Origin of the sequence: Pseudomonas sp. KU43P (assembly GCF_033095865.1) — a bacterium.
In the GTDB taxonomy this organism is placed as follows: domain Bacteria; phylum Pseudomonadota; class Gammaproteobacteria; order Pseudomonadales; family Pseudomonadaceae; genus Aquipseudomonas.
Genome location: NZ_AP019365.1, coordinates 1,926,232 through 1,941,611, shown reverse-complemented (window position 1 = coordinate 1,941,611; position 15,380 = coordinate 1,926,232). Strand labels below are relative to the sequence as shown.

Sequence of the window (15,380 nt, the reverse complement as noted above, 5' to 3'; positions counted from 1 at the left end):
CTGTGACCGTTAACCCCGGGTTTTCCCGTGTAGTTCGATCCGGCGGACGTTCCGCGGTGAGTCATGCACGCAAGACTCACGACGGGCAGCCCGCCGTGGTTTCTTATAATTAACGCTTCTTACGGTTGGCCACGTGAATGGCGCCGCCATTCACAGCCAGCGCTGCTTCATGCAGCGCTTCGGACAGGGTTGGATGGCTGAAGACCATCATGCCCAGATCCTCGGCACTGGTGCCGAATTCCATTGCGATTGCGCCCTGCTGCACCAGCTCGGCAGCCGATGGGCCAATCACGTGCACACCCAGAACGCGGTCGGTCTTGGCATCGGCGATGACCTTGACGAAACCACCGGTGTCGTTGGCAGCCATCGCACGGCCGCTGGCCGCGAACGGGAAGGTGCCTACGTTAACCTCAACACCCTCGGCCTTCAAGGCTTGTTCGGTCTTGCCGACCCACGCGATTTCCGGGTGGGTGTAGATAACCGACGGGATCAGGTCGTAATTCATCTGGGCTTTATGGCCCTTGATGCGCTCGACGACCATGATGCCCTCTTCCGAGGCCTTGTGTGCCAGCATCATGCCACGCACCACGTCACCGATGGCGTACACGCCTGGAACGCTGGTAGCGCAGTGATCGTCGACGAAGATGTAGCCACGCTCGTCGATGGTCACACCGCTGTCCGAGGCCAGCAGGTCGGTGGTCACCGGGCGACGGCCGACCGCAACGATCAGCTTGTCGAAGGTGATCTTCTGCTCGCCTTCGGCATTGGTGTAAGTCACTTCGACTTCGTTGCCGTTGACTTTCGAACCGGTCACGCGAGCGCCCAGCTTGATGTCCAGGCCTTGCTTGGTCAGGGTCTTCTGGGCTTCTTTCGACACGGCAGTGTCGGCAGCCATCAGGAAGGTGTCCAGGGCTTCCAGGACGGTGACTTCAGCACCCAGGCGAGCCCATACCGAGCCCAGCTCCAGGCCGATCACGCCAGCGCCGATCACGCCCAGGCGCTTGGGTACCGATTGGAATTCCAGGGCGCCGGTGGAGTCGACGATGACATTCTGGTCGACCGGAGCCGGCGGAATGTCGATCGGACGGGAGCCGGAAGCCAGGATCACGTTCTCGGCTTCGATGACTTCGGTGGTGCCGTCAGCCTTGGTGACTTCGACTTTCTTGCCAGCCAGCAGTTTGCCGTGGCCCTGGATCGAAGTGACGCCGTTGGCCTTGAACAGGGTGGCAACGCCGCCGGTCAGGTTCTTGACGATGCCGGCCTTGCGGCCAACCATCGCGGCCACGTCCATCTTCACTTCGCCAGTGGAGATACCGTGGACGTTGAAGCTCTCTTTGGCTTCCTTGTACTTCCAGGAGCTGTCCAGCAGCGCCTTGGATGGAATGCAGCCTACGTTCAGGCAGGTACCGCCCAGGGCCAGCTTGCCCTCGGCGTCGGTGTACTTCTCGATACAGGCAGTCTTCAGACCGAGTTGGGCAGCCTTGATGGCAGCCACATAGCCGCCAGGACCTGCACCAATCACCACTACGTCGAATTTCTGGGTCATAAAAGATTCCTTATCAGCTACAAGCTACAAGCCGCGAACCGCGCGGCCCCGCTTCTTTCGAAGGCAGGGGCCGAACGGTACGCAGCCAGAGGGTTAGATGTCCAGCAGCAGGCGAGACGGATCTTCCAGCAGGTTCTTGATGGTGACCAGGAAGGTTACCGCTTCCTTGCCGTCGATCAGACGGTGATCGTACGACAGCGCCAGGTACATCATCGGGCGGATTACCACTTGGCCGTTGATGGCCATCGGACGCTGGATGATGTTGTGCATGCCGAGGATGGCAGCCTGCGGCGGGTTGACGATCGGGGTCGACATCATCGAACCGAAAGTACCACCGTTGGTGATGGTGAAGGTGCCGCCGGTCATCTCTTCGATGGCCAGCTTGCCGTCACGGGCCTTCTTGCCGAAGGTGGCGATGCCGTTCTCGATTTCAGCCAGGCTCATCGACTCGGCGTTACGCAGAACCGGAACCACCAGGCCACGGTCGCTCGACACGGCAACGCCGACGTCGGCATAGCCGTGGTAGACGATGTCGTTGCCGTCGATCGAGGCGTTGACTGCCGGGAAACGCTTCAGCGCTTCGGTGGCGGCCTTGACGAAGAACGACATGAAGCCCAGGCGTACGCCGTTGTGGGTCTTCTCGAACAGGTCCTTGTACTTCGAACGCAGGGCCATGACTTCGGTCATGTCGACTTCGTTGAAGGTGGTCAGCATCGCCATGTTCGACTGGGCTTCGACCAGACGCTCGGCGATCTTGGCGCGCAGGCGGGTCATCGGTACGCGCTTCTCGGTGCGGTCGCCAGCAGCGGTCACAACCGGGGCAGCGGCGGCAGCGGCAGGCTTGGCAGCCGGAGCGGCGGCAGGTGCCGACTTCTTGTTGGCAACGGCGGCAACCACATCTTCCTTGGTCACGCGACCGCCTTTGCCGGTGCCGGCAACGGTAGCCAGGTCGATGCCGTTCTCTTCAGCCAGTTTGCGCGCGGCTGGAGCGGCGACCGGGTCGTCCTCGCCAGCGTCGGCGGCAGCGGCAGCCGGAGCAGCAGCGGCCGGGGCAGCAGCTGGCGCAGCGGCAGCAGCGCCACCTTCAACGATCGAACCCAGAACTTCGTCGGACAGGACGGTGTCGCCCTCGCCCTTGACGATGTCGCCCAGCACGCCATCGGCGGTAGCCAGCACTTCCAGAACGACCTTGTCGGTCTCGATGTCGACGATCAGCTCGTCACGCTTGACGGCTTCGCCAGGCTTCTTGTGCCAGGTGGCAACGGTGCCGTCGGCGACCGATTCCGGGAAGGTTGGGGCTTTGATCTCGATAGCCATTATCAGTGTTTCCTTAAATTCGGTTTCAGGTGCGCGAAGGCGTTAGACAGTGAAGGCGTCTTGCAGCAGTTTTTCCTGCTGTTCGGCGTGCTTCGAAGCGTAACCACAAGCTGGCGCGGCAGACGCGTCGCGGCCGGCGTATTCGAGGACCAGTGCCTTGTTGTGGCGGCCCAGAATACGGCGCATGTGGTGCTGGCTGCTGTACCAGGCGCCCTGGTTCATCGGCTCTTCCTGACACCAGACCGCATGCTTGAGGTTGGTGTACTGCGCCAGGATTTCGACCAGATCGTCCTCAGGGAACGGATACAGTTGCTCGATACGCAGGATCGCGATGTCTTCGCGGCCTTCGGCACGGCGTTTTTCCAGCAGGTCGTAGTAGACCTTGCCGCTGCACAGGACCAGGCGCTCGACCTTTGCCGGGTCGATTGCGTCGACTTCCGGGATCACGGTCTGGAACGAACCTTCTGCCAGGTCTTCCAGAGTCGAGATGGCCAGCTTGTGGCGCAGCAGCGACTTCGGCGTCAGGACGATCAGCGGCTTGCGCAGCGGACGGATGACCTGACGACGCAGCAGGTGGTAGATCTGTGCCGGGGTGGTCGGTACGCAGACCTGGATATTGTGCTCGGCGCACAGCTGCAGGTAACGCTCCAGACGCGCGGAGGAGTGCTCCGGCCCCTGCCCTTCATAGCCGTGTGGCAGCAGCATGGTCAGACCGCACAGACGGCCCCACTTGTGCTCGCCGCTGGTGATGAACTGGTCGATCACCACTTGCGCACCGTTGGCGAAGTCGCCGAACTGGGCTTCCCAGATCACCAGCGCGTTCGGCGTGGTGGTCGAGTAGCCGTATTCGAAGGCCAGTACCGCTTCTTCCGACAGGAAGGAGTCGTACAGTTCGAACTTCGGCTGGCCCGGGAACAGGTTCTGCAGCGGCACGTAGGTGGTGGCGTCCTTCTGGTTGTGCAACACCGCATGGCGGTGCGAGAAGGTGCCACGGCCGATGTCCTGGCCGGTCATGCGGATCGGGTGACCCTCGAACTGCAGGGTGGCGTAGGCCATGGTCTCTGCATAACCCCAGTTGATCGGCAGGCCACCGGCTTGCATCTTCTGGCGATCTTCGTAGATCTTCGATACCTGACGCTGAACGACGAAGCCTTCTGGCAGTTCCAGCAGCTTGGCCGACAGTTCCTGCAGGGTCTTGAGGTCGAAGCGGGTGTCGTGGCGCGCGGTCCAGGCATGACCCAGGTATGGACGCCAGTCGACGAACAGCTCGCGGTTCGGCTCCTTGACCAGGCTCTTCACAACGTGCAGGCCGTTGTCCAGCGCGTTGCGGTACTCGTCGATCTTGGCCTGGGCACGCTCGGCGTCGATGCGACCGGCCTGGATCAGCGCTTCGGCGTACAGCTCACGGGTGGTGCGCTGCTTGCTGATCTGCTGGTACATCAGCGGCTGGGTGCCGTTCGGCTCGTCGGCCTCGTTGTGGCCGCGGCGACGGTAGCAGACCAGGTCGATGACCACGTCACGCTTGAACTGCATGCGGTAATCGATGGCCAGCTGAGTCACGAACAGCACCGCTTCCGGATCGTCACCGTTCACGTGCAGGATCGGCGCCTGGATCATCTTGGCGACGTCGGTAGCGTACTCGGTGGAACGCGAGTCCAGCGGGTTGCTGATGGTGAAACCAACCTGGTTGTTGATCACGATGTGCACGGTACCGCCGGTCTTGAAACCGCGGGTCTGCGACATCTGGAAGGTTTCCATGACCACGCCCTGGCCGGCGAATGCAGCGTCGCCGTGGATCGAGATCGGCAGAACCTTGTCACCGACGGTGTCGTTGCGACGGTCCTGACGGGCGCGCACCGAACCTTCCACCACTGGCGAGACGATTTCCAGGTGGGACGGGTTGAACGCCATAGCCAGGTGAACTTCGCCACCCGGCGTCATCACGTTCGAGGAGAAGCCCTGGTGATACTTCACGTCACCGGAGCCCAGCTCGTTCATCTTCTTGCCTTCGAACTCGTCGAACAGCTCGCGCGGGTTCTTGCCGAAGGTATTCACCAGCACGTTCAGACGGCCGCGGTGGGCCATGCCGATGACGACTTCCTTGGTGCCGTAGGAGCCGGAGCGCTGGATCATCTCGTCCAGCATCGGGATCAGGCTTTCGCCACCCTCCAGGCCGAAGCGCTTGGTGCCCGGGTACTTGGTGCCCAGGTACTTCTCAAGGCCTTCACCGGCAGTCACGCGCTCGAGCAGGTGGGCCTGCACGTCGGCGGAAAACTCCGGACGGCCGCGCACGCTTTCCAGGCGCTGCTGGAACCAGCTGCGCTGCTCGGAATCGGTGATGTGGGTGAACTCGGCACCAATGGTGCGACAATATGTCTTCTGGAGCGCCTCGAAGATGTCGCGTAGGCTCGCTTCCTCTTTGCCGATGAACAGGTCGCCGGCACGGAAGGTCGTATCAAGATCGGCATTGGTCAAGCCGTAGTGATTGATCGACAGGTCTACGGGCGCAGGGCGCTGCCACAACCCCAACGGGTCGAGCTTGGCAGCCTGATGGCCGCGCATACGATAGGCCTGGATCAGTCGCAGAACTTCAACCTGCTTCTTCTCGTGTTCTGTGCTCACGCTCCCGGCGGATACCGGTTGGGCGCGGCGCTGGTTCTTTGCCAGCAGTACGAAATGGTCGCGGATCGTCGAGTGCGATACATCGGTAGCGGTGCTGCCATCAGCAGGCAACTTCTGGAAGTAAGTGCGCCACTCTTCTGGCACAGCGTTAGGGTCGTGCAGGTAGAGCTCGTAGAGCTCTTCCACATATGCAGCGTTACCACCTGAAAGGTGGGCGCTTTCCCACATGCGCTGCATCACGCTTTCTTGCATGCTTGGTCACCCTCGGTTAGGGGACTGATCGGCGAGAGCCACAGCAAACCTGGAAAAGTCCGAACACAGCGACTGAACCACGCCACTTGGATCCTGCTGATTTTCCGGGTACCAGCCCGGAAAGCCCCTGCTGGTCTCATATCTTCATAGGTATCGAGCGCGGGCTTTGTAGGCCCTTGCTCAGGTTTTACCTCAGTGCGGGCTCACCACCCGCACCTCGGCTTACTGCAGTTACAACGCTTTGAATCAGGTGCCGCTTTGCAGCAGCATGTTACGTACGTGGCCGATTGCCTTGGTCGGGTTCAGACCCTTCGGGCAAACGTTCACGCAGTTCATGATCCCGCGGCAGCGGAATACGCTGAACGGGTCGTCCAGGGACGCCAGGCGCTCCTGGGTCTTGGTGTCACGGCTGTCGGCCAGGAAGCGATAGGCCTGCAGCAGGGCAGCGGGGCCCAGGAACTTGTCCGGGTTCCACCAGAACGACGGGCAGGAGGTCGAGCAGCAGGCGCACAGGATGCACTCGTACAGGCCGTCCAGCTTGTCGCGATCTTCCGGCGACTGCAGACGCTCGATAGCCGGAGCCGGCGTATCGTTCTGCAGGAATGGCTTCACCTTCTCGTACTGCTTGTAGAAGATGCTCATGTCGACGACCAGGTCACGAATGACCGGCAGGCCCGGCAGCGGGCGCAATACCAGCTTGTTGCCCTTGACCACGCCCGACAGCGGGGTGATGCAGGCCAGGCCGTTCTTGCCGTTCATGTTCATGCCATCGGAACCGCAAACGCCTTCACGGCAGGAGCGACGGTACGAGAAGCCCTCGTCCTTTTCCTTGATCAGCGCCAACACATCCAGAACCATCAGGTCCTTGCCGCCGGTATCGACGTCGAACGACTCCATCTTGGGCGCCGAGTCGGTGTCCGGGTTGTAACGATAAACTTCGACTTTCAACATAGCAGCCACCCTTAGTAAGTCCGGACTTTTGGTTCGAAGGCTGGAACAGTCTTCGGCGCAAAGTTGACGCCACGCTTGGCAACGCGCTTCTCACCCGGGTAGTACAGGGTGTGGCACAGCCAGTTCTCGTCGTCACGGTCTTCGAAGTCTTCACGGGCGTGAGCGCCGCGGGACTCTTTACGGGCTTCGGCCGCAATGGCGGTCGCTTCGGCAACTTCCAGCAGGTTCTGCAGCTCCAGCGCTTCGATACGCGCGGTGTTGAAGGCCTGGGACTTGTCGTTGATCTTGACGTTGGCGATACGCTCGCGCAGGCCAGCCAGCTGCTCGATACCCTTCAGCATGTATTCACCGGTACGGAATACACCGAAGTAGTTCTGCATGCAGCTCTGCAGCTCGCGCTTGAGGCTGGCAACGTCTTCGCCAGTGGAACGCTCGTTGAGCTTGTTCAGGCGGCTCAGGGCAACATCGATATCGGTGTCGCTGGCGTCGAGATGCTCGATGCCATCGCTCAGCGCCTTCTCCAGGTGCAGGCCGGCAGCACGGCCGAACACCACCAGGTCGAGCAGCGAGTTGCCGCCCAGACGGTTGGCACCGTGAACCGATACGCACGCCACTTCACCTACGGCGAACAGGCCAGGAATGATGTGATCCTTGCCTTCTTCGTCCATGGTGATGGCCTGGCCATGGATGTTGGTGGCAACGCCGCCCATCATGTAGTGGCAGGTTGGAACGACCGGCACCGGCGCGACAACCGGGTCGACGTGGGCGAAGGTCTTGGACAGTTCGCAGATACCTGGCAGGCGGCTGTGCAGCACTTCCTCGCCCAGGTGGTCCAGCTTCAGCAGTACGTGGTCCTTGTTCGGGCCCACGCCGTTGCCGGCGATGATTTCCTTGACCATGGAACGGGCGACTACGTCGCGGCCGGCCAGGTCTTTCGCGTTTGGCGCGTAACGCTCCATGAAGCGCTCGCCGTGGGCGTTGATCAGGTAGCCACCTTCACCGCGGCAACCTTCGGTCACCAGTACACCGGCGCCGGCGATACCGGTCGGGTGGAACTGCCACATCTCGATGTCCTGCACCGGTACACCTGCACGCAGGGCCATGCCGATACCGTCACCGGTGTTGATCAGGGCGTTGGTGGTCGAGGCGTAGATACGGCCCGCACCGCCAGTGGCCAGAACAGTGGCCTTCGACTTGATGTACATGGTTTCGCCGGTTTCGATGCAGATCGCGATCACACCGACGAAGGCGCCTTCCTGGTTCTTTACCAGGTCGACTGCGTAGTACTCATTGAGGAAGGTGGTGCCGGCTTTCAAGTTGCCCTGATACAGGGTGTGCAGCAGCGCGTGGCCGGTACGGTCGGAAGCGGCGCAGGTACGGGCAGCCTGGCCACCCTTGCCGAAGTCCTTGGACTGGCCACCGAACGGACGCTGGTAGATACGGCCGGTTTCGGTACGCGAGAACGGCAGGCCCATGTGGTCCAGCTCGAAGACCGCAGCCGGGCCTTCCTGACACATGTATTCGATAGCGTCCTGGTCACCGATGTAGTCGGAACCCTTGACGGTATCGTACATGTGCCAGCGCCAGTCGTCGTTCGGGTCGGCCGAAGCGATGGCGCAGGTGATGCCGCCCTGGGCGGATACAGTGTGCGAACGGGTCGGGAAGACCTTGGTGACCACGGCAGTCTTGTGACCACCCTGAGCCAGCTGCAGCGCTGCGCGCATGCCGGCGCCGCCGCCACCAATGATGATGGCGTCGAAGGAAATAGTAGGAATGCTAGCCATGGATCAGATACCCCAGAGAATCTGCACACCCCAGACGAAGTAAGCGAACATTGCAACGCCGCATACCGCCTGGAACAGGAAACGAATCGCAGTCGCCGACTTGCCGAACGACATCGGCGTCAGGTAGTCGGTGGCGATGGTCCACATGCCGACCCAGGCGTGAGCGCCCAGGGCAACGAGGGCCAGCAGACTGAAGATCCGCATCGCGTTGTTGGAGAACAGACCGTGCCACTGGGTGTAGTCGATGCCTGGGTGGGCGACCACGTAGCCGATCAGGAAGATGAAGTAAGCCGCGAGAACGACCGCCGATACGCGCTGCGCCATCCAGTCATAGAGGCCCGAACGCGACAGGTTCGTGACATTGGTTACCATACCCAAACTCCCACCAGAACGATCAGCACCACGGAGATGACAATCACGATTTTCGAGCCCAGCTTGCCGCCTTCCAGCGTCTCACCGATGCCCATGTCCATGATCAGGTGGCGTACACCTGCCACGAGGTGATAAAGCAGGGCGGACAGCAGGCCCCAGGTCACGAACTTGGCCAGCGGGCTGGTCAGACACGCCTTCACCTCGCCGAAGCCTTCCTCGGAGCCCAGCGACTTGCCCAGTGCATAAAGCATGATGGCAAGGCCGAGGAACAGGATGACGCCGGAGATACGGTGCAGGATGGACGTGTACGCAGTGACAGGAAGCTTGATGGTCCTTAGGTCTAGGTTTACAGGTCGTTGGCTTTTCACGGCTTTTTTCACACTGAAGAGCCCCTAGCGAATCAGGGCAAAGTTGTTGGTAAGTGTACTGGTCAGGTACCCACCACCCAGGGAACGGCGACCCCCAGCAGTTCGGGCTTGCAAGCCCCTGGGAGTCGGGTGCCGAGTATAGACAGTTAGGCTGCTTATGACAACGTGAGGGGGTAGCCCAAATAGCGCATTGCCTTTAGCGAGCAAAAGGCGTAAATGGGCGAGAATTTCGTGAAAAATCAGGCCTGCAGCCCGCTTTCAAGCAGCCTTTAGGCAAATTGACATTCGAATTTACTTCTCTATAGTGGTGCGGGCCCTGCGTGGGGGGTCTGTCTGATGATTTCAAGCATTAATAGGAGGCCACATGGCTGACAAAAAAGCGCAGTTGGTCATCGAGGGCGCTGCCCCCGTCGAGCTGCCCATTTTAACCGGCACCGTTGGTCCTGATGTAATCGACGTCCGCGGGTTGGGGGCCACTGGTCACTTCACCTTCGACCCTGGTTTCATGGCGACTGCCTCGTGCGAGTCGAAGATCACCTACATTGACGGCGACAAGGGCGTACTGCTGCACCGCGGCTACCCCATCGAACAGCTCGCCGAGCAATCGGACTACCTGGAAACCTGCTACCTGCTGCTCAACGGCGAACTGCCCAATGCCGAGCAGAAGGCTCAGTTCGTCAGCACCGTGAAGAACCACACCATGGTTCACGAGCAGCTGAAGTCGTTCTTCAACGGTTTCCGCCGCGACGCTCACCCGATGGCGGTGATGTGCGGCGTGGTCGGCGCCCTGTCGGCGTTCTACCACGACTCCCTGGATATCAATAACCCGCAACACCGCGAAATTTCCGCGGTGCGCCTGGTCGCCAAGATGCCGACCCTGGCCGCGATGGTTTACAAGTACTCCATGGGCCAGCCGATGATGTACCCGCGCAACGACCTGTCGTACGCGGAAAACTTCCTGCACATGATGTTCAACACCCCGTGCGAGATCAAACCGATCAGCCCGGTACTGGCCAAGGCAATGGACCGGATCTTCATCCTCCACGCCGACCATGAGCAGAACGCCTCCACTTCCACCGTGCGCCTGGCCGGCTCCTCGGGTGCCAACCCGTTCGCCTGTATCGCCGCCGGTATCGCCGCACTGTGGGGCCCTGCCCACGGCGGTGCGAACGAAGCCGTACTGACCATGCTCGATGAAATTGGCGATGTCTCGAACATCGACAAGTACATCGCCAAGGCCAAGGACAAGAACGACCCGTTCAAGCTGATGGGCTTCGGTCACCGCGTGTACAAGAACCGCGACCCGCGCGCCACCGTGATGAAGAAGACCTGCGACGAAGTGCTCGGCGAGCTGGGCATCAAAAACGACCCGCAGCTCGAACTGGCCATGCGCCTGGAAGAGATCGCCCTGACCGATCCTTACTTCATCGAGCGCTCGCTGTACCCGAACGTCGACTTCTACTCGGGGATCATCCTCAAGGCGATCGGCATTCCAACCAGCATGTTCACCGTGATCTTCGCCCTGGCCCGTACCGTGGGCTGGATCTCGCACTGGAAGGAAATGCTCTCCAGCCCGTACAAGATCGGCCGTCCGCGCCAGTTGTACACCGGTGAGCTGCAGCGCGACATCGTTGAACTGAAAGACCGCAAGTAAGCTCCCTGAGCCGAACGCAAAAAGGCTGCCCTCGGGCAGCCTTTTTTGTTGCTGTGTGCCTGTATCCGCCCTATCGCCGGCAAGCCGGCTCCCACAGGTAACCCACAATGCTAAACGTGGGAGCCGGCTTGCCGGCGATAGGGCCAGTTCAGACCTCAGTTGTTCTTTTCAGCCCGTTCGCGCAACCCCTTCAGGGTATTGAACGGCGCGTCCACCACGAACTTGTTGGCGACCATCGCCGGCACGCTGCCACCTGGCTCGGTGTGCACCTGATAGGTGACTTCCGTCATGTCGGCTCCCTTGGGCACCAACTTCCAGAAGCCTTCGACTTTCGCCACCCGCACAAAACCTTTCTCTTCCGGCAGATAGGTAGGCTCTTCTTTCAGATTACGGGTCAGGCTGCCATCAGCACCCTCGACCGTGGTGATATGCAGCACCGAATCCCGCGGCGTTACCGGCCACGGGGTATTGAATTGGGTATAGGTCCAGCTCTGGTCGCCCTCGTGCTTGAGCAACTTCTGGGATTTGCACTCATGTATCCATGCACATGCCCCAGCCACATCCTCCTGCAGCGCCTTCACCTTGGCCAAGGGCGCCTTGATCAGGGCCACACCCTGGTAGGCCTTGTACTTGGACCCCGCCACTTCACTGAGGGAGACCTTGATCCCCTCCTCGTCCTTGGCCACTTGCCAGTTTTCCGCCCAGGCGGCCGGCGCCAGCAGAACACCCATGCCACACAGCAGTGCAATACGCTTGAACGATCTCATCATCTTTATCCTTGTTGTCGAAGACCCAGCCTTGTCACGCCGCCGTCATCTGCTCCCACCAGCCCAGTATCCTGATCGCTTCCTCACGGTCATTGCCGCACACCTCGACATCCGCCTTGAACCCCCCACATACCGCCGGGCGCTCAGGCTTGCCGAACAAGTCGCAAAGGTTGTCGACAGTCAGGTGCAGGCAGCGTTCGCCGGCCGGCTTGCCCTCGGGCATGCGCGGCATCGCCGAGCTGATGGATGGGGCGATGCAACAGGCACCGCAACCCTCGCGACACTTCATGGAAACAGGACTCCCTGGAGCAAAACGGGACGAACGTCCCTGGATAGTAACCGCTCAAACACATGTTTGAAATTACTGGCCCGATGAAATCTGCCGTGACCCGGCAGTCAGTTCGCCATACCTATTGGCGGAACTCGAATTCGATGGCAGCACCCTCCACATCACGCCGGCTGTCGTTACGCAACTGCAGCTGCATTTCATTGCTGATCAAGCGACCATTGAGCTGGAACGGGCTGTCGTCGGTTTGCGGCTTTTCCGTGAACATGGCGGGCAGCAAAGGTTTGCGTCGGGTAGTTGAGTTGCCGACATTGGGCTCGAGCTCATTGACCATATCGACCGGAAGGCTCAAGTCCAGCCTGGCCTTGGGCAGTGGCTGACGCACCGCCTTGCTGACCGGCTTGGCCTTTTTCTTGACAGGCTTGGCGGGCTGCTTGGCGGGAGACTTGGCAGGGTGCCGAGCCACCTTGCCCTGCTCCTGGGCGGCAGGTTGCGCAGCCTGGGCCATACCGGCAGGCAGGCACAACAGCGCAAGGCAAACGATCAGGGCAACGCTACGCAACAGTTTCATGGGACATCGGCGGGCAGGCTGGAAAAGTGCGTATGCTCTACGTTCCTCCCGCCCCTGGCAAGCCTTACAAAAGTGCGGTTACAGACTCTCTGCATAACTGCTGGGCCAGCAAGCCCAAGGTGATCACCGCCCGCTCGGCTTCCTTGTTCCACGGAATCCCGCAGTTGAGCCGTATGCAGTGATTGAACTGCTCGGTATTGCTGAAGATCAGCCCCGGCGCAATGCTGATCCCCTGCTCCAGCGCACGCACATGCAGCTCCTGGGTATTGACCCGCCCCGGCAGGCTCACCCAGAGGATGAAGCCACCAGTGGGCCGGGTCATCTGTGTGCCTTCGGGAAAGTGCTGCTGCACCGCCAGCTGATAGGCGCTGAGATTCTTGCGGTACTCCTGGCGAATATAGCGCAGGTGGCGGTCGTAACCGCCGTTCTCCAAGTAGGCCGCCACCCCCATCTGCGTCACGCTGCATGCCGAATGGGTGGTGAAGGTCTGCAACCGCTGAATCTCGTCCTGGTAGCGCCCCGCCACCATCCAGCCGACCCGTACACCAGGCGACAGGGTCTTGGAGAAACTCGAGCAGTAGATCACCCGGTCAAGCCGGTCGAACGCCTTGAGCGCCTTGGTCTTGCCCTGCTCGAACATCAGTTCGCCATAGATGTCGTCTTCGACGATCTGGATGTCGAAGTCCGAGGCCAGGCGCAACAGTTGCTTCTGCCGCTCCTCGGGCACAGTGCCACCCAGCGGGTTGCTCAGGCGCGTGGTCAGCACCAGCGCCTTGATCGACCACTGGTTGGCCGCCAACTGCAAGGCTTCGAGGCTGATACCTGTGGAAGGGTCGCTTGGAATCTCAATGACCTTGAGCCCCAGCAGATCCGCCAGCTGCAGCAAACCATAGTAGGTGGGAGACTCGGCAGCGATCAGGTCACCCGGCCGGGTCAGCACCCGCAACGACATCTGTAATGCATCGACACAACCATGGGTGACGATGACCTCGCGCGGGTCCACAAGCACACCGGCATCGCGCATGCGAATCGCGATCTGCCGCCGCAGTGGCTCAAAACCGGGGCTGAACATGTAGCTGAAAGCGCGAGGGCTATGGAAGCGGGTGACCTTGGCAATCTGCTGGTGCAAGGCGCGCACCGGCAGGTAGTCGACATGGGGCACGGCAGCACCGAACGGGAACACACCATCACGGCGCGCTTCGGTCAGCACCTGCTGGATGATGCTGGCGCGGGTGACCAGGCCTGGGCGCTCGACCCGGGCGATATCCGGGGTCTGCGCGGTCAGCGCCGGGGTCTGGTGCACGTAATAGCCCGATTGCGGCCGGGCGCGGATCAGCCCCTGGTCTTCGAGGTTCGCATAGGCCTGCAGCACCGTGGCATGGCTGACATTGAGCTGGGCACTCATCTTGCGCACGGACGGCACCCGCTCGCCTGGCTGATAGACACCACGGCGGATGTCGTCGGCCAGTTGCTGGGCGATACGCTGGTACAGCAGCAGGTTGGTCATGGCGGGCGGCTCGTTGTTTTTGTGCGACTCACTGGCGGTAGAGAATACCGTAACAGTTGCAAAGTGTACTGGGACAGATTGCAGAATAGTCGACATTACAGTTGCATGGCACTGCAAACCCTGTAGCCGCCAAGCCGACTCTCGCAGGCACAACCCAACGTTCAAGGGCCGCGCCGCACCTGTGAGAGCCGGCTTGCCGGCGATGAGGCCCTGAAGTCAGCGCGCCGGCGCCAACTTGCCCTTCTCGTCGGAGAAGACGATCTCCACCCGACGGTTCTGCGCCCTACCCCGCTCCGAAGCATTGGCCTCGACCGGATACTGGTCGCCATAGCCCTCGACCTGCAGGCGTTTATCGTCGATGCCCAGGTCGACCAGCATATCGGCCACCGCCTGCGCGCGATCACGCGACAGCTTGAGGTTGTCCTCGGGCGCGCCGGTACTGTCGGTATAACCCTCGATGCGTACCACGCGCCGCGGGTTGAGCTGAAGGAACTGCACCAGCTTGAGCACCGTGCGGCTGGCCGAACTCTTGAGGTCGGCGCGGCCGGTGTCGAACAGCACATCGCCCAAGGTCATCACCAGACCACGATCGGCCTGCTCCGAGGCCAATGCGGCAATCTGCGTTTCAACCCATTTGCCCTGCTGTTGCACGCTGGTTAGCTTGGCCTCACGCAGGGCCAGCTGCAGGCGCTGGCGCTCGAGGTCGAGCTTGGCCAGGCGCTCCTGGTTCAATGCCAACTTGGCATGTTCGCTGGCAATCTCGCTGTAGCGCTGGCTCAGGTAGGCATAATGGCGCACGTCGCTGCCAGTGCCGATGTAACTGGACAGGCGCTCGGCACGGGCCAGGGATTCGCCGGCTCGGATCACGTCACGCGGCGCGCTGCGCAGCACATCGGAATCATCCTTGACCTTCTGGAAGGCCGCCGTGGCATCGTCCAGCGCCGCCGAGCTGCGCTGGCTGGCACAGCCCTGCAGGCCCGCCACCAGCGCCAGCAACGCCAATGCTGCAATCGGTTTGCTGCGCATCATGGCTGCACCTCCAGCTGCTTGCGCAGGCGCTTGACCCGCGACTGCAGCAGCTCGAGCTGTTCGTCACTTTTCTGGTTCAGCACCTGCGCCTCAGCCAGGCGCGCATCCAGCTCGGCCTGCTCGGCACGCATGCGGGCGTCGCGGTAGTCCTCGGTGAGCATATTGGTCTTGGCCCGGGCGAACTTGCCCTCGGCCAGTTTCATCGCCTCGACCTCGTCGGTGGCGCCAACAGCCTTGGCCTGCTCCAGCGCCTGCTCGGAAATACGCATCTGCTCATTGGGCGCCGGATCGTTGGCGCAGCCAGCCAGGCCGAGCAAAGCCACGGCAAGGATCAGTGATTGGGTTCTCACGCAC

General features: G+C 61.3%; 14 protein-coding genes. 1 reads left to right on the top strand and 13 read right to left on the bottom strand.

Going from position 1 to position 15,380, the window contains the following annotated elements; all coding sequences use genetic code 11:
• Positions 1-109 precede the first annotated feature (109 nt).
• The 7 genes from lpdA to sdhC form a co-directional block, all read right to left on the bottom strand.
• Positions 110-1,546: a dihydrolipoyl dehydrogenase gene (gene lpdA, locus KU43P_RS08785; protein WP_317662344.1), complete on the bottom strand. Its 1,437-nt coding sequence runs from the start codon at positions 1,544-1,546 to the stop codon at positions 110-112.
• A gap of 93 nt (positions 1,547-1,639) precedes the next feature.
• Positions 1,640-2,863, bottom strand: coding sequence for a 2-oxoglutarate dehydrogenase complex dihydrolipoyllysine-residue succinyltransferase (gene odhB, locus KU43P_RS08780; protein ID WP_317662342.1), 1,224 nt, complete (start codon positions 2,861-2,863; stop codon positions 1,640-1,642).
• A gap of 42 nt (positions 2,864-2,905) precedes the next feature.
• Positions 2,906-5,737: a 2-oxoglutarate dehydrogenase E1 component gene (locus KU43P_RS08775; protein ID WP_317662340.1), complete on the bottom strand. Its 2,832-nt coding sequence runs from the start codon at positions 5,735-5,737 to the stop codon at positions 2,906-2,908.
• Between the two features lie 246 nt (positions 5,738-5,983).
• A complete protein-coding gene (locus KU43P_RS08770; RefSeq protein ID WP_012315348.1) occupies positions 5,984-6,688 on the bottom strand; it encodes a succinate dehydrogenase iron-sulfur subunit in 705 nt (234 codons plus the stop codon).
• A gap of 11 nt (positions 6,689-6,699) precedes the next feature.
• On the bottom strand, positions 6,700-8,472 hold the full coding sequence (gene sdhA / locus KU43P_RS08765; RefSeq protein WP_016393098.1) for a succinate dehydrogenase flavoprotein subunit: 1,773 nt from the start codon (positions 8,470-8,472) through the stop codon (positions 6,700-6,702).
• 3 nt (positions 8,473-8,475) lie between these two features.
• Positions 8,476-8,844 (bottom strand): succinate dehydrogenase, hydrophobic membrane anchor protein, encoded by a 369-nt coding sequence (sdhD, locus tag KU43P_RS08760; RefSeq protein WP_008091903.1) that lies wholly within the window; start codon positions 8,842-8,844, stop codon positions 8,476-8,478.
• Positions 8,838-9,224, bottom strand: coding sequence for a succinate dehydrogenase, cytochrome b556 subunit (gene sdhC, locus KU43P_RS08755; protein WP_012315350.1), 387 nt, complete (start codon positions 9,222-9,224; stop codon positions 8,838-8,840). Before sdhC ends, sdhD begins: the two co-directional genes overlap by 7 nt.
• Before the next feature lie 352 nt (positions 9,225-9,576).
• Between sdhC and gltA the strand changes: the two genes are divergently transcribed.
• Complete coding sequence (gene gltA / locus KU43P_RS08750) at positions 9,577-10,866, top strand: citrate synthase (RefSeq protein ID WP_054884059.1); 1,290 nt, start codon at positions 9,577-9,579, stop codon at positions 10,864-10,866.
• A gap of 155 nt (positions 10,867-11,021) precedes the next feature.
• On the opposite strand, the gene KU43P_RS08745 is transcribed toward gltA, so the two are convergent.
• From KU43P_RS08745 to KU43P_RS08720, 6 genes are all read right to left on the bottom strand, one after another.
• Positions 11,022-11,633 carry an START domain-containing protein gene (locus KU43P_RS08745; RefSeq protein ID WP_317662333.1) on the bottom strand — a complete coding sequence of 204 codons (612 nt, stop codon included), beginning with the start codon at positions 11,631-11,633 and terminating at the stop codon, positions 11,022-11,024.
• 34 nt (positions 11,634-11,667) lie between these two features.
• Entirely contained in the window at positions 11,668-11,922 is a 255-nt protein-coding gene (locus tag KU43P_RS08740) for a YkgJ family cysteine cluster protein (RefSeq protein WP_317662331.1), read from the bottom strand.
• 121 nt (positions 11,923-12,043) lie between these two features.
• Positions 12,044-12,490, bottom strand: coding sequence for a hypothetical protein (locus KU43P_RS08735; protein ID WP_317662329.1), 447 nt, complete (start codon positions 12,488-12,490; stop codon positions 12,044-12,046).
• Positions 12,491-12,554: 64 nt separating this feature from the next.
• A complete protein-coding gene (locus tag KU43P_RS08730; RefSeq protein WP_317662327.1) occupies positions 12,555-13,997 on the bottom strand; it encodes a PLP-dependent aminotransferase family protein in 1,443 nt (480 codons plus the stop codon).
• A 216-nt stretch (positions 13,998-14,213) separates the two neighbouring features.
• Complete coding sequence (locus KU43P_RS08725) at positions 14,214-15,026, bottom strand: OmpA family protein (protein ID WP_317662325.1); 813 nt, start codon at positions 15,024-15,026, stop codon at positions 14,214-14,216.
• Positions 15,023-15,376: a DUF4398 domain-containing protein gene (locus KU43P_RS08720; RefSeq protein ID WP_317662323.1), complete on the bottom strand. Its 354-nt coding sequence runs from the start codon at positions 15,374-15,376 to the stop codon at positions 15,023-15,025. Before KU43P_RS08720 ends, KU43P_RS08725 begins: the two co-directional genes overlap by 4 nt.
• Between the last annotated feature and the right edge of the window lie 4 nt (positions 15,377-15,380).